The sequence below is a fragment of the Mycolicibacter engbaekii genome, from assembly GCF_002101585.1.
GTDB lineage: Bacteria > Actinomycetota > Actinomycetes > Mycobacteriales > Mycobacteriaceae > Mycobacterium > Mycobacterium engbaekii.
The window spans coordinates 164,672-183,894 of sequence record NZ_LQOT01000076.1; the positions used below are offsets into that span (position 1 = coordinate 164,672).

A 19,223-nucleotide genomic window follows, 5' to 3' on the forward strand; every position below is an offset into this window, starting at 1 on the left:
AAACTGTGCTAGCGTCCGGGACATGGACGACCTATCCACCGATTCCACCGACGGGGCCCGCTCCCATGCCCGCGCTCAGGCGCAGCACGCGTCGATGCGCGTCCCGGCGACGCCAGACGACGTGGATCCGGCGAGGCTGACCTGGGCAGAGTCGATCCCGGCGGGTGGCTATGTCACCAAGGTGCTGGCCCGTGGTAGCCGGCTGCGGTTGATCGACGTCGCGGGCGGCGCCTGCGCGCACCTGCTGCTCTACCGGGCCGAGGCGCCATGGGAACGGCTCAATGTCGCCGACACCATGAAAGTTCCGTGGCAGGCCTATCTCGGCGTCGGCCACCCCCTGCTGTCCGACCAGGGCCGGGTGCTGGCCACCGTCGTCGCCGACTCGTCGGGACGACACGACCTGCTCTGCGGGCCGGAGGCCACCGGCCGCCGATTGCTCCTACTCGGAGCGCTCAAGCACGGCCTGGACATTCGCGACGTCGCCCCGTCGGCGTCGCTTTTCCGCGGCGTCCGCGTGGACCCCGGCAGCGGCGCACTGGAATTCACCGGGCCCACAGGCCCCGGCGCCGCCGTCGACCTGCTGATCCACCTTCCGGTGCTGCTGGTCGCTGCCAATGCCGCACACCCGCTGGACCCCGACCCGCCGTCCACCGCACTGGACGTGCTCGCCTGGCGGGCCGGCGAGCAGTTGGCAGAGTTGGCCAATCAGGACCCGGAATACCAACGCGCGGTACATAACACCGAGGCGGCCTGGGCCGCAGCAGCGGGGGAGCGCTCATGACCGGTCCAGCGCAGATCGTCTCCGACCAGCAGGTTCCGGCCCGGGCGCCCTGGTCGGCGGTGGTGCGTGCCGGAGAGCAGCTGCAGATCATCGACCTGCACGGCAACCAGGCGGTGGACTGCCTGCTCTACGACGCGGCCGACCACACCCGCCGTTACAGCGCCCAGGCCACCGTTGCCGCCGCGCGCAACATCTTCTTGAGCACCGGATCGGTGCTGCGCGCAGCCGACGGAACCCCCCTGATGACCGTCGTCGCCGACGACGTGGGCAATCACGACACCATCGCCGGAGCCTGCTCGCAGGAGTCCAACACGCTGCGCTACGGACATCACACCGCCCACCAGCACGCCTGCGTCGAGAACTTCCTGGCCGAAGGAGCCCGCTGGGGTCTGGGAAAGCGCGACATCGTCTCCAACATCAACTGGTTCATGAACGTCCCGGTCGAATCCGACGGCACCCTCGGGATCGTGGACGGCATCTCGGCCCCGGGCAAGGCCGTGACACTGCGTGCCGAGATCGACACCCTGGTCCTGGTGTCCAACTGCCCGCAGATCAACAACCCGTGCAACGGGTTCGACCCGACCCCGGTCCGGATGGTGATCACCCGGCCATGATCGGCATCGAGGTGGTCTCGCCGGGCATGTTCACCACCGTGCAGGACTGGCCCGGCCGCGTCGGCTACTGGCATGTCGGAGTGCCGCCGTCCGGGCCGATGGACGATGTGTCGTTGCGGCTCGGCAACCGGGTTCTGGGCAATCCCGAAGGCGCAGCCGGCTTGGAATGCACCAAGGCGGGTCCCTCGCTGCGCTTTTGCGACCCCGCATGGGTGTGCGTCACCGGCGCCCCAGTGCCGGTCAGTCTGGACGGCACCCCGGTAGGGCAGTGGCAATCGGTACGGGTGCCCGCCGGTGGCCTCCTGGAAATCGGTACCGTCCCCGGACCGGGCATGCGCTGCTATGTGCTGGTCGAAGGAGGAATCGCCGAGCCGGAATTCCTCGGCAGCACAGCAACATTCACTCACGGCATGATCGGCGGGCATCAGGGGCGGGCGCTGCGGGAGTCCGATCGGCTCAGCGCCGTCGGCAACGGTGCGGCGCCGCTGCTCAGCCGCGCACCCAGCCAGAGCCGGCCCAGCATCGGCCGGCACTGGGAACTCGCGGTCACCGAAGGGCCGCACGCGGCACCGGAGTTTCTGACCCGAGCCGACATGCTCGCCCTGACGAGCACCGACTACAGCGTGCACTTCAACTCCGACCGCACCGGCGTGCGGCTCGTCGGGCCGAAACCACGGTGGGCTCGACCCGACGGCGGGGAAGCCGGCCTGCACCCGTCGAACATCCACGACACCGCCTACTGCGTTGGTGCACTGGACTTCACCGGCGACACACCGATCCTGCTCGGGCCCGACGGCCCCAGCCTGGGGGGTTTCGTGTGCCCCGTGACGGTGGTCCGCGCCGACCGGTGGAAACTGGGCCAGCTCGCGCCCGGCGACACGGTGCGGCTGGTGCCGATCCGTGCACGGCACGCCCCGCCGCCGGCGGCACTGAATGTGCAGCGGCGCGCTGCCTGGCCCGTCGTGGTCTCTGACTCCGGCGACGGCGATGACGGCGTGCTGCAGCGCTACACCAACGGCGGCGGGACCGCCGTCACCGTGCGACGCGCCGGTGACGGAGCGATCCTGGTCGAATACGGCCCGATGACACTGGATTTGGCGCTGCGGGCACGGATTCAGGTGCTCTACGACCGGCTTCGTGAGCAGGAACTTTCCGGGCTGCAGGAGCTGACGCCCGGCGTGCGGTCACTGCAGATCCAGTTCGACACCGCACAGACCTCGGTGCCGGAGGTGATCGAACAGGTCGCCGCCATCGACGACGCCCTGCCGCCCTGCGACGAGCTCGTGGTGCCCAGCCGCTCGGTGCGCCTGCCGTTGAGTTGGGACGATCCCGCCACCGGCGAAGCCATCCGCCGCTACATGTACGGCGTGCGGCCCGACGCGCCGTGGTGCCCGTCGAACATCGAATTCATCCGGCGCATCAACGGTCTTGACGACATCCGCGAGGTCTACGACATCGTCTTCGACGCGCAGTATCTGGTGTTGGGTCTCGGCGACATCTATCTCGGGGCGCCCGTGGCCACCCCGCTGGATCCGCGGCACCGGCTGGTGACCACCAAATACAACCCGGCCCGGACCTGGACCCCGGAGAACGCCGTCGGGATCGGCGGTGCCTACCTGTGCATCTACGGCATCGAGGGCCCCGGCGGCTACCAGTTCGTCGGACGCACCACCCAGGTGTGGAACCACCGGCACGCGGCCGCCGGCCTGTTCGATCCAGGAACCCCGTGGCTGCTCCGGCACTTCGATCGCATCAGCTTCTATCCGGTGAGTGCTGCCGAGTTGCTCGACCTGCGGGCCGACATGGCAGCCGGACGAGGCCGGGTGCAGATCTGCGACGGCGAGTTCTCGCTGCCGGCCTACCGCAGTTTCCTGGACGCCAACGCCGACGGTATCGCCGCATTCCGGGGCCGACAGACGGCAGCGTTCGCCGCGGAGCGTGCCGCGTGGCGCCGGGCCGGCGAAATCGCCGACGGTTAAGCCACAGTGAGCGAATCGTCGCGGTAGAGCACGAAGAAGTACGGCTGCGGCGAACCGCGCAGGTCCATCGCCCCGAGCACCGCTTCATCGGACAGGCGCCGGAAGACATCGTTGACCGGGGCCTGGTCGTAGATCATGGTCGCGGTGTCGACTCCGCGGTAGCGCGTGGTGCGCAACCGCGCTTTGGGGGCCCGGGTTCGTACCAACGGCGCCAGCAGTGTGATCCGCCCGCCGACCGCCCGGTTCTTCATCGCCGGCAGCTTCGTCGCCAGTCCCAGGACACTGAACGCCAGTACCGGGTTGAAGGCCCAGAGCGCGGAGCCGTCGCGGGTGGGGAACAGCAGCGGATGCACGGTCTCGGCATCCACGAACTGCTTGCCCCACCAGCCGCTGGCGGCCAGCAGACCGTCCAGGGGGTGCCCGGTCGGAAGCTCCGCGCCGTGCCAGGTTCCGATCATGAAATCGGGATCGACCGCCTCCGCGGCATCGAAGATCGCCAAGGCCTCGGCGGTGGTCGTCGGCACGGTGGAAAACAGGTCCTGCACGAGCATGCGGACCACGTTACTCGAGGTCGACGGCGCGAGCCGCTAGAGCACCACCGTCTCGTTGCCCACCCGGATCACCCGGTCCTGGCAATGCCACTGCACGGCCCGCGACAACACCGCCCGCTCGACGTCGGCGCCCAGTCGCACCAGATCGGTGACGCTGTGGGTGTGGTCCACCCGCACCACGTCCTGTTCGATGATCGGGCCCTCGTCGAGCACCTCGGTCACGTAGTGCGCGGTGGCGCCGATCAGCTTCACGCCCCGCTCCCGGGCCCGCTGGTAGGGCGCCGCGCCGATGAACGCGGGCAGGAACGAGTGGTGGATGTTGATCAGCGGACAGCCCACCGCCTCGATGAAATCGCCGGTGATGATCTGCATGTAGCGCGCCAGCACCACCAGGTCCACGTTGCCGCAGAGCAACTGGAGCTGACGCTGTTCTGCCTCGGCGCGGATGTCGCGGGTCGCGGGGATATGGAAGAACGGCACGCCGAACGGGCGCACCTGGTCGGCCAGATCCGGGTGGTTGGAGATCACCATGGCCACCGTCATCTCCAGCTCCCCGCGGCGGTTGCGCCACAACAGGTCCAGCAGGCAGTGGTCGGTCTTGGACGCCATGATCGCCACCCGTTTGGGCTTGGCGGCCTCGGTGAACCGGTAATCCATCGCGAACCGCTCGGCGACCGTGGCCCCGAATCTCTCCTGGAGCCCGTCGAGGGCAGCCGGCAGGCCGGGCAGGTGAAAGATCGCCCGCTGCACGAATGTCCCGTCTTCGGGGGCGGTCGAGTGTTGATCCAGCGAGATGATGTTGGCCCCGGCCTCGGCCAGAAAGGCGCTGACCGCGGCGATGATCCCGTGATTGTCCCGGCATCGCAGCAGCAGCCGGCCGATATCGGTGGTCGCCTGCGCGCCGGACTGCTGCGGATAGCCCTGCGGAGCCTGCCCGGGTGTCGCGGCGCCCCCGTGGCCCCCAGAACCGTTCGTCATGGCCACCCTTCCGATCTGGACTTCAACGGGTCAGGCTACCGGTGCAGGGGACGAGAATCCGACACACCGGGCGACTAACCCAGTCACACACGTAACACAGGGCACACTAGTAACAACAACTATGTCTGGAGGGTGCTGCCGTGTACCGAGTGTTCGAAGCCCTTGACGAACTTGGCTCCATTGTCGAAGAGGCCCGTGGCGTGCCGATGACGGCAGGCTGTGTGGTACCCCGCGGTGACGTGCTGGAACTGATCGACGACATCCGGGACGCCATCCCCGGCGAGCTCGACGACGCCCAAGACGTGCTGGACGCCCGTGACTCGGTGCTCGGTGAGGCCAAGGAGCACGCCGAGTCCATGGTCAGCTCGGCCACCGCGGAAGCGGACTCCCTGATCAGCCACGCCCGGGCCGAAGCCGACCGGCTGCTGGCCGACGCCAAGGGCCAGGCCGACCGGATGGTGGCCGAGGCGCGCGCCCACAGCGAGCGGATGGTCGGGGAAGCCCGCGAGGAAGCGGCCCGGCTCAGCGCCACCGCCAAGCGGGAGTTCGAGACCGCCACCAGCCGCGCCCAGGCGGAATGCGACCGACTGGTGGAGAGCGGCAACGCCGCCTACGAGAAGGCCGTGCAGGAAGGCATCAAGGAACAGCAGCGCCTGGTGTCGCAGAACGAGGTGGTCACCGCCGCGCGTGCCGAATCCACCCGGCTGATCGACTCGGCGCACGCCGAGGCCGACCGGATGCGCGGCGAATGCGACATCTACGTCGACGCCAAGCTGGCCGAGTTCGAGGACTTCCTCAACGGCACCCTGCGCTCGATCAACCGCGGTCGTCACCAACTGCGTACCGCGGCGGGCACCCACGACTACGCGACCCGCTGACCGGCGAACGCCGTCTGAGGGCTGCGTAGAATCGCGGCATGGCGAGGCACCCCGGCGCAGGCACGCAGCGCGCACAGCGGGCACTGCCTGCACCGTTCCTGGTCAACGTCTCGCGGCTCGGGCGACGCCCCGGCGCGTTGATGCCGTTGCGCGAGCAGCGGGTCAGTCCCACCCGTATCGGGCTGGACCTGGTGGCGATTCCGGCGGGCACCGCGGTGGACCTCGATCTGCGGGTGGAGTCGGTTTCGGAGGGAGTGCTCGTCAGCGGAACGGTCTCGGCCGCCACCGCCGGCGAATGTGCGCGCTGCCTGCAACCGCTGACCGGGGCCGTCGAGGTCGAGCTGACTGAGCTGTTCGCCTACCCCGAAAGCGCCACCGACGCCACCACCGACGACGACGAGATGGGCCGCGTCGTCGATGACGGCGTGGACCTCGAACAGGCCATCGTCGACGCGGTCGGTCTGGCGTTGCCGTTGTCGCCGCTGTGCGATCCGGACTGCCCGGGCCTGTGCCCGGACTGCGGCGCGCTGCTGGCGTCCGCGGAACCCGGCCACCACCACGACAAGATCGACCCGCGCTGGGCGAAGCTGACGGGAATTCTTGCGGCCCAGGAGGAGAACCCGCGCAGCGATGACGGTGGGCGGTGAGCCGTCCCCGTCAAGCCGTGCTCGATGCTCTCGGCGTGGACCTGCCCGACGACCTGCTGACGCTGGCCGTCACTCACCGCAGCTATGCCTACGAGCACGGCGGGCTGCCCACCAATGAGCGCCTGGAGTTCCTGGGCGACGCCGTACTCGGGCTGACCATCACCGATGAGCTGTTCCACCGGCACCCGGACCGCCCGGAGGGCGATCTGGCCAAGCTGCGTGCCAGCGTGGTCAACACCTCCGCCCTGGCCGATGTGGCGCGCGGCCTGACCGAAGACGGCCTGGGCGCTCATCTGCGGCTCGGCCGCGGCGAGGTGAACACCGGCGGCGCCGACAAGTCCAGCATTCTGGCCGACGGGATGGAATCGCTGCTGGGAGCGGTGTACCTGCAGCACGGTATCGACGTCGCCCGCGAGGTGATCCTGCGCCTGTTCGGTCCGCTGCTCGACACCGCGGCGACCCTGGGCGCCGGTCTGGACTGGAAGACCAGCCTGCAGGAGCTGACGGCCGCCCGCGGGATCGGCGTGCCGTCCTACCGGGTCACCTCGACCGGGCCCGATCATGACCGCGAATTCACCGCGACCGTCGTCGTCTCCGACACCGCCTACGGCAGCGGCGTCGGCCGGACCAAGAAGGAAGCCGAGCAGAAGGCCGCGGCGGCGGCCTGGCAGGCCCTGGACGACTCGGCCGGCTCGGACGCGGTGGACGAAGCACCGCAGGGCTGACGATGCCGGAACTCCCCGAGGTCGAGGTGGTCCGGCGCGGCCTGGCAGAGCACGTGGTGGGGCGCACCATCACCGCGGTGCGGGTGCACCATCCGCGGGCGGTGCGCCGGCACGAGGCCGGCCCGGCCGACCTGACCGGGCGGTTGCTGGGCGCCCGCATCACCGGCATCGATCGGCGGGGCAAGTACCTGTGGCTGCTGCTGAACGGCTCCACCGCCGACGAGGCGCTCGTGGTGCACCTGGGGATGAGCGGCCAGATGCTGCTGGGGGACCTGCCCGACACCAGGCACCTGCGGATCGCCGTGGTGCTCGATGACGGGACGAAGGTCAGCTTCGTCGACCAGCGGACCTTCGGCGGGTGGCAGCTCACCGACCTGGTCGAGGTGGACGGCAGCCTGTTGCCGGTGCCGGTCGCGCACATCGCCCGCGACCCGCTGGACCCGCGCTTCGACGCCGAATCGGTTGTCGAGGTGTTGCGCGGCAAGCACTCCGAGATCAAGCGCCAACTCCTCGACCAGACCGTGGTGTCGGGAATCGGCAACATCTACGCCGACGAAGCCCTGTGGCGAGCCGGAATCCGTGGCACCCGGACGGCCGACCGGCTGTCCCGGCCGCGGCTGCGGTCGCTGCTGGCGGCCGCCGCCGAGGTGATGCGCGACGCGCTGGCCGCCGGAGGCACCTCGTTCGATTCGTTGTATGTCAACGTCAACGGCGAATCCGGTTACTTCAGCCGATCGCTGGACGCCTACGGGCGGCAGGACGAGCCGTGCCGGCGTTGCGGAACACCGATTCGCCGCGCCAAATTCATGAACCGCTCGTCGTACTTCTGCCCGCAGTGCCAACGCTGACAACCGATTTGCGCGTCCGTGCTCACGCGAAGATGTCGCGGTAGATCGTGCCCGGTTCCCGGTCCGGGTCGACGAACCATTCCCGCCCGAACATCGCCCCCGCCGCCTGGGGAGGCAGCCGCATCAGCAACGCGACAAGCCGTGCCGCCGCGGGGCTCGCGCTGATCTGAGAACGGTGCTCGGCCAGGGCATCGCGCTTCTGCCGGGCGAACCGGAACACATTGATCCGGTGCGTGATGTCCGCCCGTGGCGCATAGGCCGTGCGCACCACATCGCGCTGGTAGGGGGCCGGCAGCCGAACCCACCGTGCGGCATCGGCGATCCGGGCCAGCATCTCCCGGGGCATCGTCGCCTCGAGCACCCGCGGTGTCGCCGCGATCTGCGCCGCCTGTTTACCGACCTGGTGAACCCGTACGTGATCCCGGTGGCCGTAGCCGCCGTTGGACTGGTAGCTCAACAGCAGCTCGGCGCGTTCCTCGGTCAGGATGTCCGCCAGCCGCCGGGCCGACTCCGCGATGTCGGCGCGGGCGAATCGGACCCGCCCGGGCGGGTCGGCGGGAAACACGGGGCCGAACCCGCTGTCGGCGTATCCGAGGCACTCGACCCGGTGGGCGCCGAGGATTGCCGCACTCGAGCGCAGTTCGCCCAGCCGGTCCGCGTCGTCGTTACCGACCCGGCCGTCGGTCGCCACCACGACCACCACCCGGTGGCCCTCGGCGGCGGCGCGAGCCAGCGTGCCCCCGGTCAGGATCACCTCGTCGTCGGGGTGGGCGTGAAACGCGACCACGGTGGCCATACCGAATCAGTATGCCCGTCAGCGCCGCAGCTGCGCCGCGCGTTGCAGAACAGCTTCGGCGGCTTTGGCCCGGGAGCCGCAGTCGAACGGTGGCTGCGGGTCGTACTCGATCAAAAGCTGTACAGCGCAGGCACTCTCGGCGTCCAGTAGCAGTTCGACGAGCCGCAGCGCCATGTCGATGCCGCTGGAGACCCCTGCGGAGGTCACAATCCGGCGCGGCAGGTGTTCGACCACACGCTGATCCACATAGCGGGCGCCCAGGTGCTCCAGCAGTTCGACGGCGCTCCAGTGGGTGGTCGCGGTCAACCCGTCCAGCAGGCCCGCAGCGGCCAGCAGCAGCGAACCGGTACACACCGAGGTGGTGAACCGGGTATGGACATGGGCCTCGCGCACCCAGTCGAGCAACTCGGTGTCGCCGAGCAGGGCGCGCGTCCCGATCCCGCCGGGCACGACCAGCAGGTCCGGGCGCGGCAGCTCGTCGAACCGTGCGTCGCAGATGATCCCGAGCATTCCGTTGTCGCTGCGCACCTCGCCGCGGCGGTGCCCGACGAAGACCACCTCGGCGTCGGGGATCCGTTGCAGCACCTCATACGGCCCGATCGCGTCGAGCGCGGTGAAGCGCGGGAACAGTGGAATCGCTACCTGCATGACCCAGACGACACTACGCGCCGCGCCCCGTTCACCGAGCGTGTAATGAGTCCGGGAAATCGGCGGTTTTATCGGACTGAGTACACGTTCGGCGAGGGAAGACCCGCGGCTGCCAAGATGTCCTCATGACGGAACTATGGGTTCAACGAACAGGGGTCCGCAGCTACACCGGACACAGTTCCCGGGGGGCGCAGGTGCTGGTGGGCAACGAAGACGTCGACGGCGTCTTCACCCCCGGAGAGCTGCTGAAGATCGCGCTGGCCGCGTGCAGCGGGATGGCCAGTGACGCGCCGCTGGCCCGCCGCCTCGGCGACGACTATGCGGCCACGATCCGGGTCTCGGGTCCCGCCGATCGTGAGCAGGAGCGCTACCCGCTGCTGGAGGAGACGCTGGAGCTGGACCTGTCGGGTCTCGACGAGGCCGACAAGCAGCGGTTGCTCACCGTCGTCCAGCGGGCCATCGACCAGGTCTGCACGGTGGGCCGCACCCTCAAATCGGGCACCGAGGTGCGCTTTGCCGTCGACGCCGGTGACCGGGCCTGACGTCCGCCTGTCCGCCTGGGTGCACGGGCGGGTCCAGGGGGTCGGCTTTCGGTGGTGGACCCGTTCACGGGCGCTGGAACTGGGGCTGACGGGGTACGCCGCCAACCGCCCGGATGGGCGCGTACACGTCGTCGCTCAGGGTCCGCGGGCCGATTGCCAGCGCCTGCTGGAGCTGCTGCAGGGCGGGACGACGCCCGGCCGGGTGGACACCGTCGTCGCCGATTGGGCGGACGCCGGGGACCCGATCGACGGATTCGCCGAACGCTAGACCGGTAGTCTCAGACCCCGTGCATCTCAAGAGTTTGACGCTGAAGGGCTTCAAGTCCTTCGCAGCGCCGACGACTCTGCGCTTCGAGCCGGGCATCACCGCGGTGGTCGGGCCCAACGGTTCGGGCAAGTCCAATGTGGTCGACGCCCTGGCCTGGGTGATGGGGGAGCACAGCGCCAAGACCCTGCGTGGCGGAAAGATGGAGGACGTCATCTTCGCCGGCACGTCGTCGCGTGCCCCGCTGGGCCGCGCCGAGGTCACCGTCACCATCGACAACTCCGACAACGCCCTGCCGATCGAGTACGCCGAAGTGTCGATCACCCGGCGGATGTTCCGCGACGGGGCAAGCGAATACGAGATCAACGGCGCGAGCTGCCGGCTGATGGACGTCCAGGAGCTGCTGAGCGACTCGGGTATCGGCCGGGAGATGCACGTCATCGTCGGCCAGGGCCGGCTGGCCCAGATCCTGGAGTCGCGACCAGAAGATCGCCGGGCGTTCATCGAAGAGGCCGCCGGGGTGCTCAAGCACCGCAAGCGCAAGGAGAAGGCGGTCCGCAAACTGGACGCGATGGCGGCCAACCTGGCCCGCCTGACCGACCTGACCACCGAACTGCGCCGCCAGCTCAAACCGCTGGGCCGCCAGGCCGAGGTCGCGCGGCGCGCCGCCACCATCCAGGCCGACCTGCGCGACGCCCGGCTGCGGTTGACCGCCGATGATCTGGTGACCAGGCAGGCCGAGTACGCCGGAACCACCGACGCCGAGGCGACGCTGCGTCGCGAACACGACCAGATCACCGAGCGTCTGGCGGTGGCCGCCGACGAACTGACCGCCCATGAGTCCGCGGTCGCCACCTTGACCCAGCGGGCCGAGGCCGCCCAACAGACCTGGTTCTCGCTGTCGGCCCTGGCCGAGCGGGTCAGCGCCACCGTGCGCATCGCCAGTGAGCGCGCGCAGCATCTCGACGAGGAGCCGATCACCACCGGCGGCGTCGACCCGGACGCGCTGGAAGCCGAGGCCGAACAGGTGGCCGCCGCCGAGCAGCAACTGCTCGCCGAACTGGCCGAGGCCGGTATCCGGCTGGAGGCGGCCCGCGCCGAACTGGCCGAGCGCGAACGTCGCAGCACCGAGGCCGAGCGCGCACATCTGGCCGCGGTCCGCGCCGAAGCCGACCGGCGCGAGGGCCTGGCCCGGCTGACCGGCCAGGTGGAGACCATCCGCGCCCGCGTCGAGTCGATCGACACCCACGTGGGCCAGCTCTCGGCCCGCATCGAGGAGGCGGCCGGCCGGGCCCAGGCCGCGCAGGCGGAGTTCGAGACGGTGCAGAGCAGGGTCGTCGAGCTCGACCAGGGCGAGGTCGGTCTCGACGAGCACCATGAGCGGACCGTGGCAACGCTGCGGCTGGCCGACCAGCGGGTGGCTGAGCTGCAAGCCGCCGAACGGGCCGCCGAACGGCAGGTGGCTTCGCTGCACGCGCGTATCGAGGCGTTGTCGATGGGCCTGGAACGCCGAGACGGCGCCGCCTGGCTGGCGACCAACCACAGCGGTCCCGGCCTGTTCGGCTCGATCGCGAAGCTGGTCAAGGTGCGCTCGGGGTACGAGGCGGCGCTGGCCGCGGTCCTGGGCTCGGCGGCCGACGCGCTGGCTGCCGAGAACGCCGGCGCGGCCCGCTCGGCGCTGAACGCGCTGAAGGACGCCGACGGCGGCCGGGCGGCGATCGTGCTGGGGGACTGGCCGCTGTCGGCGCCCGAACAGCGTGCGGCGCTGCCCGACGGGGCGCTGTGGGCACTGGAGCTCATCGACGCCCCCGACCGGTTGCGCGGCGCGCTCACGGCCATGTTGGCGTCGGTGGTGGTGGTCTCCGAACTGGCCGACGCGCTGGACCTGGTGGCCACGCATCCGGGCCTGCGGGCGGTCACCCGCGACGGCGACCTGGTCGGTGCCGGGTGGGTCAGCGGCGGATCCGACCGCAAGCCCTCCACCCTGGAGATCAACAGCGAGATCGACAAGGCGCGCGCGGAACTGGCAGCCGCCCAGACCCAGGCCGGCGAGCTCGGCGCGGCGCTTTCCGGAGCCCTGGCCGAGCAGGCTGCCCGCCGCGACGCCACCGAACAGGCGCTCGCGGCGCTCAACGAGTCCGATGCCGCCATCGCCGCGACCCACGAGCAGCTGGGCCGGTTGGGCCAGGAGGCCCGCGCCGCCGAGGCCGAGTGGCGCCGTCAGCTGCGCGAACGCGACGAGCTGGAGGTCGGCCGGGCGCAGGCCGTCACCGAGCTGAGCGAGATCGAGGCCCGGCTGCGCAACGCCGAAGCCGACCAGCCCGCCGAGGCGGTGGAACCGGTCGACCGCCAGCAGATCGCGGCCGCCGCAGAAGCCGCCCGCAGCGTCGAGGTGGAAGCCAGGCTCGCGGTGCGCACCGCCGAGGAACGGGCCAACGCCGTTCGCGGGAAGGCGGACTCGCTGCGCCGCGCGGCAGCGGCGGAACGCGAGGCGCGGGTCCGCGCCGAGCAGGCCCGCGCCGCACGCGCCCGCGCGGCGACCACGGCCGCCGCCGTGGCCGACGCCGGCAGTTCGCTGGCCCAGCGGCTGGCGCATGTGGTGACGGCGGCGGCGCGTATCCGTGACGGGCTCGCCGGTGAACGCCAGCAGCGGGCCGCCGCGATGGTGGCGGTTCGCGAGGAGGTGAACTCGCTGAGCACCCGGCTCACCGCACTCACCGAGTCGCTGCACCGCGACGAGGTCGCCAAGGCGCAGGCCGCGCTGCGCATCGAGCAACTCGAACAGACGGTGCTCGAACAGTTCGGCATGAGTTCGGCGGACCTGATCGCCGAATACGGGCCCGATGTTGCGTTGCCGCCGACCGAGCTGGAGGTGGCCGAGTACGAGCAGGCCCGCGAACGCGGCGAGCAGGTGATGGCGCCCGCCCCGATGCGCTTCGACCGCGCGACCCAGGAGCGCCGGGCCAAACGCGCCGAACGTGAACTCGCCGAACTGGGCCGGGTCAACCCCCTGGCGCTGGAGGAGTTCGCGGCTCTGGAGGAGCGCTACAACTTCTTGTCCACCCAGCTCGAGGACGTCAAGGCCGCCCGCAAAGACCTCCTCGACGTGGTCTCCGAAGTCGATGCGCGCATCCTGCAGGTGTTCACCGACGCCTACGCCGACGTGGAGCGCGAGTTCCGCGAGGTGTTCGCGGCGCTGTTCCCCGGCGGGGAGGGCCGTCTGCTGCTGACCGATCCCAACGACATGCTGACCACGGGGGTCGACGTCGAAGCCCGCCCGCCGGGCAAGAAGGTCAAGCGGCTGTCGCTGCTGTCGGGCGGCGAGAAGTCGCTGACGGCCATTGCCATGCTGGTCGCGATCTTCCGGGCCCGCCCGTCGCCGTTCTACATCATGGACGAGGTGGAGGCCGCGCTGGACGACACCAACCTGCGGCGCCTGCTGGCGCTGTTCGAGATGCTGCGGGCCCGCTCGCAGCTCATCGTGATCACCCACCAGAAGCCGACCATGGAGGTCGCCGACGCGCTGTACGGGGTGACGATGCAGGGCGACGGGATCACCGCGGTGATCTCGCAGCGCATCCGCGGCGAAGAGCTCGTCTCCAGCCAGGCGTGAGCCCGGCGGTTCAGCGAGGCTCGCCGGAGGCGAGGTGAAGCTGGGAGCGCCGCATTAACCCCGCGTAAGACCCTGCTGCGACAATGACGGTCGTGTCGTCTCAAACTCTCCTGATCGCCCTCGCGGTCGTTGTCGCGGTGGTCCTGATCGGTGCGCTGGTCTGGGGCCTGGTGCGGCATCGGCGGGGCCGGATCAAGCTGTCCGCGCCGGAACGTGAGGGATTGGACCGCTCCGGCGGCTACAGCGCCTCCACGGGCATCTCGTTCAGCCGTACCGAAACCGCGGAGCCGCCGGCCCCGGTCATCGGCGACGACGCGACTGTCCCGCGCGACGCCCCGCGGCGCACGATCACCGACGTCGAGCTGCCCGAAGCGCCCCCCGAAGTCGTCCCCGAACCGGCGCCGGACACCGTCGCGCCGGACATCGAGCCCGTCGAAGGACGGATGCAGCGGTTGCGGGGCCGGCTGGCCAAGTCGCAGAACACCCTGGGGCGCAGCATGCTCGGCCTACTCGGCGGCGGCGACCTCGACGACGATTCCTGGCAGGACGTCGAGGACACCCTGTTGGTGGCCGACCTGGGCCCTGTGGTCACCGAGTCGGTGGTGACTGCGCTGCGCGAACGGCTGGCCGGTGGGCAGGTCCGCACCGAAGCCGAGGCTCGTGCGGTGCTGCGCGAGGTGCTCATCGGTGAACTGGAGCCTGCTCTGGACCGGTCCATCCGGGCCCTGCCGCATGACGATCACCCGTCGGTGCTGCTGGTGGTGGGGGTCAACGGCACCGGCAAGACCACCACGGTGGGCAAGCTGGCCCGCGTGCTGGTGGCCGACGGCCGCCGGGTGCTGCTGGGCGCGGCCGACACCTTCCGGGCCGCGGCGGCCGACCAGCTGCAGACCTGGGCGGCGCGGGTGGGCGCCGACGTGGTGCGCGGTGCCGAGGGAGCCGATCCGGCCTCGGTCGCCTTCGACGCCGTCGACAAAGGGATGTCCGAGGGGGTCGACGTCGTGGTCATCGACACCGCGGGACGGCTGCACACCAAGACCGGCCTGATGGACGAGCTCGGCAAGGTCAAGCGCGTGGTGGAACGCCGCGCGGCCGTGGACGAGGTCCTGCTGGTCCTCGACGCGACCATCGGGCAGAACGGCCTGGCGCAGGCCCGGGTCTTCGCCGACGTCGTCGACATCACCGGCGTGGTGCTGACCAAGCTGGACGGAACCGCCAAGGGCGGAATCGTCTTCCGGGTGCAGCAGGAGCTGGGGGTGCCGGTCAAGCTGGTGGGGCTCGGCGAGGGGCCCGACGATCTGGCGCCGTTTGAGCCGGCGGCCTTCGTCGACGCGCTGCTGGGCTGAGCCCTGGCGCGCCGTGACCTTCCTGTGACCTCCGTTGGGGCCATGAGGTAATTTTTCCCTGTGATCCCCTCAGCATTTGGTGTAGTCGCGCGCTGCCTCACGCCCCTTCTTGCCCTGGCGGCCCTGGCCGGTGCGGGCCCCGCCCACGCCGACGGGGACAACCCCCTGGCCGGGCGACCCTTCTACGTGGACCCCATCTCCAAGGCGATGCACGCCTCCAACGCGCAGCCGGAGAGCGCCGAGCTGGCGCGGGTGGCCAACACCCCGCAGGCGTACTGGCTGGACCAGGCGTTCGGGGTGGGTTCCGTCGGGTCGACGGTGGCCAGGCACACCGGCGCCGCAGCGGCGGCAGGCGCCATGCCGGTGCTGGTGCTCTACGCGATCCCGCACCGCGACTGCGGCAGCTACGCCGCCGGCGGGTTCTCCTCGGGGGCGTCCTACCGCGCCTGGATCGACAGCGTCGCCGACGGGATCGGCGGAAACCCGGCCGCGATCATCCTGGAACCGGATGCGCTGGCGATGGCCGACTGCCTCTCCGGGGACCAGCGCCAGGAGCGTTTCGACCTGATCAGCTACGCCGTCGACACGCTGACCCGCAACCCGGCCACCGCGGTCTACGTCGACGCCGGGCACTCGCGCTGGGTCAGCGCCGGCGAGATGGCCAACCGCCTCAACCAGGCCGGGGTGGGCCGCGCGCGCGGCTTTGCGCTGAACTCCACGAACTACTTCAGCACCGAGGAAGAAATCGGTTACGGCGAGGAGATCTCCGGGATGACCGGCGGCGCGCACTACGTGATCGACACCTCCCGCAACGGCAACGGCCCGGCCGAAGGCGATCCGTTCGGCTGGTGCAACCCCAGCGGGCGGGCGCTGGGCGTCGCGCCCACCGCCGACACCGCCGGCGCACACGCCGACGCCTACCTGTGGGTCAAGCGGGTAGGGGAGTCCGACGGCAGCTGCGGTGCCGGCGAGCCCGCGGCGGGGCACTTCGTCAGCGAGTACGCCATCAACCTGGCGCGCAACGGCGGTTAGGACGACACCCGGGGTCCCGAAGTCCCCTGCGCGAGCCCCGGGGCAACTTAGCCGACAAGCCGGCGAGCCGGATTACAGTGGCGGCAACGGCTGCAAGGGGGGTTTCGGCATGATCGAGTTGCTGCCGGACATGCCGGCCGGGGTGACCGGTATCCGCGTCGCGGGCCGGCTGCGCGGTGACGAGCTGCGTGAGATCAAGCCCTCGCTGCAGGAATTGCTGCGCGAGGGTGATATTCGGATCGTCGAGATCATCGATTCCGACTACGAGGGTTTCGGGCCGGGCGGGTTGGCCGAAGACCTCAAACTCGGCCTGGGTACCGTGCTGCCGCATCACTCTGCGTTCAAACGCATTGCGGTGGTGTCGGACAAAGAGTGGGTCGCCCATGTGCTGCACGCGCTGGAGTGGATGATCCCCGGCGAGCTGGCGGTGTTCGGTCTCGACGAGGTCGAGCAGGCCAAGCAATGGGCCGCGGGCTGAAGGCGCTGCACCGATGAAGAAGGCCCCCGGTCGCCGGGGGCCTTCTCGATCGGTAGTCGACTACTTCGGTGGCATCCGGATGCCGCCGTCCACCCGGACGACTTCGGCGTTCATGTAGGAGTTGGTGAGCAGCTCCACCACCATCGACGCCAGTTCCTCCGGCTTGCCGAGGCGGTGCGGGAACAGCACGGACTGGCCGAGCTTTGCCTTGAACGCCTCCGCGGCCTCGCCTTCGCCGTAGATCGGGGTGTCGATCAGGCCGGGCGCCACGGTGTTGACCCGGATGCCGGCGGCCGACAGGTCCCGGGCCACCGGCAGGGTCATGCCCACCACGCCGCCCTTGGACGACGAGTATGCGGCCTGGCCGATCTGACCGTCGAAGGCCGCAACGCTGGTCAGGTTGACGATCGCGCCGCGCTCGCCGGTGTCGGTGAACTCATTGCGGCTCATCGCGGTGGCGGCGATCCGGATGCAGTCGAACGTGCCGACCAGGTTGATCGCCAGCACCTTGCGGTAGGCATCGAGGCTGTGCGCCGACTCGAACTCGCCGTCCTTGCCGATGGTGCGCTGGGCCCAGCCGATGCCGGCCGAGTTCACCAGCGCCCGCAGCGGACCGAGGTCGGTCGCGGTGTTGACGGCGTCGATGATCTGCTCGGTGCTGGTCACGTCCACGGAGACGAAGACGCCGCCGATCTCGTGGGCGAGCGCCTCGCCCCTGTCTGCCTGCAGGTCGGCGACCACGACCCGGGCACCCTTGTCGGCCAGCTGGCGGGCAGTCGCCGCGCCGATTCCTGATGCGCCACCGGTGACGATCGCGCTTGCTCCATTAATATCCACGCCGGCCACTTTACTTGGACGCCGGTCCGTGCCGTGATTCGGCAAGGCGAAAGATGACTATATCCGGCCGGCAATAAGGAAAATTATGTCAACCTGGCTAGCTTTCCGCCGAACGGCTGACTAATACTATTGTTCGATGATCTAATTTCAGGTGGGGTTCCGCGCTCGGCGGGCGTGAAGGGCATTTCAAGGGGTTTCGATGGCTGGTGTCGCCGCGATGACCGCTCCGCGAGGGGGGCGTTCGCGCCGCCGTGGACGCGCAGTTGTAGCAGTAGTGAGCGTTCTCGTCTTCTTCGCCGGTGTGGCCGGGCTTGCCGCACCGGCTCCGCGATCGGCGGCTGCGGTGTCTGCGGACGTGGCGCTGACCGGAGGCGACATCGCGTTCGTGATGGGCGGCAGCGGCATCCCGTTGCCCTCGTCCGGCTACGTCAACGCCGCGAACCTGTTATACCTGCAGCCGCACGGCTTTACCGGAACGGCTCAGTCGCTGTTCACTCCCCAGTTGTCCTTCCCCGGCAACCTCTCGATGGTGCAAGGGGCTCAGATCCTGGCCGATGCGATCGAGAAGCAGATCGCCGGCGGCGCAGTGAACTCCGAGAACCCGGTGTACGTGTTCGGCTACTCGCAGAGTTCGGCGATGTCGTCCATGACGATGGATCAGCTGCGTCATAACGGCGTGTCCCCCGAGGATGTTCATTTCGTGCTGGTCGGCAACTCGGCGAACCCCAACGGCGGTCTGCTGCAGCTGCTGAACTTCTGGGGCGGCGACCTCACGTTCTGGAACGGGATGACCCTGGGGCATCCGACGCCGGACTACTTCACCACCGATGTGTACACGATGGAATACGACGGATATGCCGACTTTCCGCGTTATCCTTTGAATTTGCTGGCCGATCTCAATGCCATTCTCGGAATGTTTACGGTGCATATCGCATATTTCGGTGTCGACGCCGATGACATCGCCAACGCAATTCCATTGGAAACCACCGGAGACGGCCTCACGAATTACTACATCATTCCGAGTGAGACGCTGCCGCTCACCGATCTGCTGCGGGTGAATCCGGTGTGGGGAGTGCCGCTGGCGGAGTTGTTGGAGCCCAGCCTGCGCATCCTGGTCAACCTCGGCTACGGCAGCCTCACCGAGGGCTGGAACCAGGGACCGGCCAACGAGCTGACCTCGTTCAGCTTGGAGCTTCTGCCGAGCCACATCAGCCCCGACGAACTCAACGCCGCGCTGTCGCAGGCCTGGTCCGAAGGCGTCGAAGCCTCGATCCGCGCCCTGCAGAATCCGGCGAACTACGTGTACGGCTCGTTTTTGGAGCAGGAGCCGTTCACCACACTGTGGAACGCGGCCGAACGCGTCCTTTTCGATATTCAAGACCCGGGCCCCATGTTCGGTGGCCTGTTCGGTGGTTCGGCGGTGGCGACCGACCCCGGGGATCCCTCGGAGTTTGCCGCGGCTGTGGGGTCCGCGCTGGAGGGAAATCCCGGCATGTCCTGGCTGTCCGATTTGCTCGGACTTGACCTGCTCGGCAGTATCTGAGTCTGCGTTTATACGGTCCTCCGCATAGCCTTAGAAAGGTATATGGAAATGAATCGTCGTCTTCGCCGCAGCGCCCGACAGCGGGGTGCAGACAGATCGGCCGGGTGGAGTCGCGCGACGAC

The 19,223-nt window shown here is 69.5% G+C and carries 19 protein-coding genes; 14 read left to right on the forward strand and 5 right to left on the reverse strand.

Annotation, left to right across the window (positions count from 1 at the left end):
• Positions 1-22: 22 nt before the first annotated feature.
• From AWC02_RS20165 to AWC02_RS20175, 3 genes are read left to right on the forward strand one after another with little or no spacing between them, the layout of a single operon-like run.
• On the forward strand, positions 23-781 hold the full coding sequence (locus AWC02_RS20165) for a DUF1989 domain-containing protein (protein ID WP_085130551.1): 759 nt from the start codon (positions 23-25) through the stop codon (positions 779-781).
• Positions 778-1,395 carry an urea amidolyase associated protein UAAP2 gene (locus AWC02_RS20170; RefSeq protein ID WP_085130553.1) on the forward strand — a complete coding sequence of 206 codons (618 nt, stop codon included), beginning with the start codon at positions 778-780 and terminating at the stop codon, positions 1,393-1,395. The genes AWC02_RS20165 and AWC02_RS20170 overlap by 4 nt, the downstream gene beginning before the upstream one ends.
• A complete protein-coding gene (locus AWC02_RS20175) occupies positions 1,392-3,374 on the forward strand; it encodes a 5-oxoprolinase/urea amidolyase family protein (RefSeq protein ID WP_085130555.1) in 1,983 nt (660 codons plus the stop codon). Before AWC02_RS20170 ends, AWC02_RS20175 begins: the two co-directional genes overlap by 4 nt.
• On the opposite strand, the gene AWC02_RS20180 is transcribed toward AWC02_RS20175, so the two are convergent.
• Positions 3,371-3,925, reverse strand: a complete 555-nt coding sequence (locus tag AWC02_RS20180; protein WP_085130557.1) for a DUF4334 domain-containing protein — start codon at positions 3,923-3,925, stop codon at positions 3,371-3,373. The two genes, AWC02_RS20175 and AWC02_RS20180, sit on opposite strands and share 4 nt — an antisense overlap.
• A 36-nt stretch (positions 3,926-3,961) precedes the next feature.
• Positions 3,962-4,903, reverse strand: a complete 942-nt coding sequence (purU, locus tag AWC02_RS20185) for a formyltetrahydrofolate deformylase (RefSeq protein ID WP_237160551.1) — start codon at positions 4,901-4,903, stop codon at positions 3,962-3,964.
• A gap of 140 nt (positions 4,904-5,043) precedes the next feature.
• On the opposite strand from purU, the gene sepIVA reads away from it, so the two are divergent.
• The 4 genes from sepIVA to mutM are packed head-to-tail and all read left to right on the forward strand — an operon-like array spanning position 5,044 to position 8,001.
• On the forward strand, positions 5,044-5,781 hold the full coding sequence (gene sepIVA, locus AWC02_RS20190) for a cell division protein SepIVA (protein ID WP_085130559.1): 738 nt from the start codon (positions 5,044-5,046) through the stop codon (positions 5,779-5,781).
• Positions 5,782-5,819: 38 nt separating this feature from the next.
• On the forward strand, positions 5,820-6,428 hold the full coding sequence (locus AWC02_RS20195) for a YceD family protein (protein WP_085130561.1): 609 nt from the start codon (positions 5,820-5,822) through the stop codon (positions 6,426-6,428).
• On the forward strand, positions 6,425-7,153 hold the full coding sequence (gene rnc / locus AWC02_RS20200) for a ribonuclease III (protein ID WP_085130563.1): 729 nt from the start codon (positions 6,425-6,427) through the stop codon (positions 7,151-7,153). The genes AWC02_RS20195 and rnc overlap by 4 nt, the downstream gene beginning before the upstream one ends.
• A 2-nt stretch (positions 7,154-7,155) precedes the next feature.
• Positions 7,156-8,001 (forward strand): bifunctional DNA-formamidopyrimidine glycosylase/DNA-(apurinic or apyrimidinic site) lyase, encoded by an 846-nt coding sequence (gene mutM, locus AWC02_RS20205; protein ID WP_085130565.1) that lies wholly within the window; start codon positions 7,156-7,158, stop codon positions 7,999-8,001.
• Positions 8,002-8,023: 22 nt separating this feature from the next.
• Here mutM and AWC02_RS20210 read toward each other — a convergent pair whose 3' ends face one another.
• Both AWC02_RS20210 and AWC02_RS20215 read right to left on the reverse strand, forming a co-directional pair.
• The gene (locus tag AWC02_RS20210; protein WP_085130567.1) at positions 8,024-8,797 is read right to left on the reverse strand and encodes a PIG-L deacetylase family protein; all 774 of its coding nucleotides are present in this window, start codon (positions 8,795-8,797) and stop codon (positions 8,024-8,026) included.
• 18 nt (positions 8,798-8,815) lie between these two features.
• Positions 8,816-9,445, reverse strand: coding sequence for a DJ-1/PfpI family protein (locus AWC02_RS20215; RefSeq protein WP_085130569.1), 630 nt, complete (start codon positions 9,443-9,445; stop codon positions 8,816-8,818).
• A 125-nt stretch (positions 9,446-9,570) separates the two neighbouring features.
• Here AWC02_RS20215 and AWC02_RS20220 point away from each other — a divergent pair, with 125 nt between their 5' ends.
• The 6 genes from AWC02_RS20220 to AWC02_RS20245 all read left to right on the forward strand — a co-directional run bounded on the left by AWC02_RS20220 (position 9,571) and on the right by AWC02_RS20245 (position 16,721).
• Entirely contained in the window at positions 9,571-9,987 is a 417-nt protein-coding gene (locus AWC02_RS20220) for an OsmC family protein (RefSeq protein ID WP_085130571.1), read from the forward strand.
• A complete protein-coding gene (locus tag AWC02_RS20225) occupies positions 9,974-10,255 on the forward strand; it encodes an acylphosphatase (RefSeq protein WP_085130573.1) in 282 nt (93 codons plus the stop codon). The genes AWC02_RS20220 and AWC02_RS20225 overlap by 14 nt, the downstream gene beginning before the upstream one ends.
• Before the next feature lie 19 nt (positions 10,256-10,274).
• A complete protein-coding gene (gene smc, locus AWC02_RS20230) occupies positions 10,275-13,865 on the forward strand; it encodes a chromosome segregation protein SMC (protein WP_085130575.1) in 3,591 nt (1,196 codons plus the stop codon).
• Between the two features lie 92 nt (positions 13,866-13,957).
• The gene (ftsY, locus tag AWC02_RS20235; RefSeq protein ID WP_237160552.1) at positions 13,958-15,211 is read left to right on the forward strand and encodes a signal recognition particle-docking protein FtsY; all 1,254 of its coding nucleotides are present in this window, start codon (positions 13,958-13,960) and stop codon (positions 15,209-15,211) included.
• Between the two features lie 60 nt (positions 15,212-15,271).
• The gene (locus AWC02_RS20240; protein ID WP_085130580.1) at positions 15,272-16,243 is read left to right on the forward strand and encodes a glycoside hydrolase family 6 protein; all 972 of its coding nucleotides are present in this window, start codon (positions 15,272-15,274) and stop codon (positions 16,241-16,243) included.
• A gap of 109 nt (positions 16,244-16,352) precedes the next feature.
• Positions 16,353-16,721 (forward strand): SpoIIAA family protein, encoded by a 369-nt coding sequence (locus AWC02_RS20245; protein ID WP_085130582.1) that lies wholly within the window; start codon positions 16,353-16,355, stop codon positions 16,719-16,721.
• A 60-nt stretch (positions 16,722-16,781) separates the two neighbouring features.
• Here AWC02_RS20245 and AWC02_RS20250 read toward each other — a convergent pair whose 3' ends face one another.
• Complete coding sequence (locus tag AWC02_RS20250; RefSeq protein WP_085130803.1) at positions 16,782-17,558, reverse strand: SDR family NAD(P)-dependent oxidoreductase; 777 nt, start codon at positions 17,556-17,558, stop codon at positions 16,782-16,784.
• 199 nt (positions 17,559-17,757) lie between these two features.
• Between AWC02_RS20250 and AWC02_RS20255 the strand changes: the two genes are divergently transcribed.
• Positions 17,758-19,101, forward strand: coding sequence for a PE-PPE domain-containing protein (locus AWC02_RS20255; protein ID WP_237160553.1), 1,344 nt, complete (start codon positions 17,758-17,760; stop codon positions 19,099-19,101).
• The last annotated feature ends 122 nt before the right edge of the window (positions 19,102-19,223 follow it).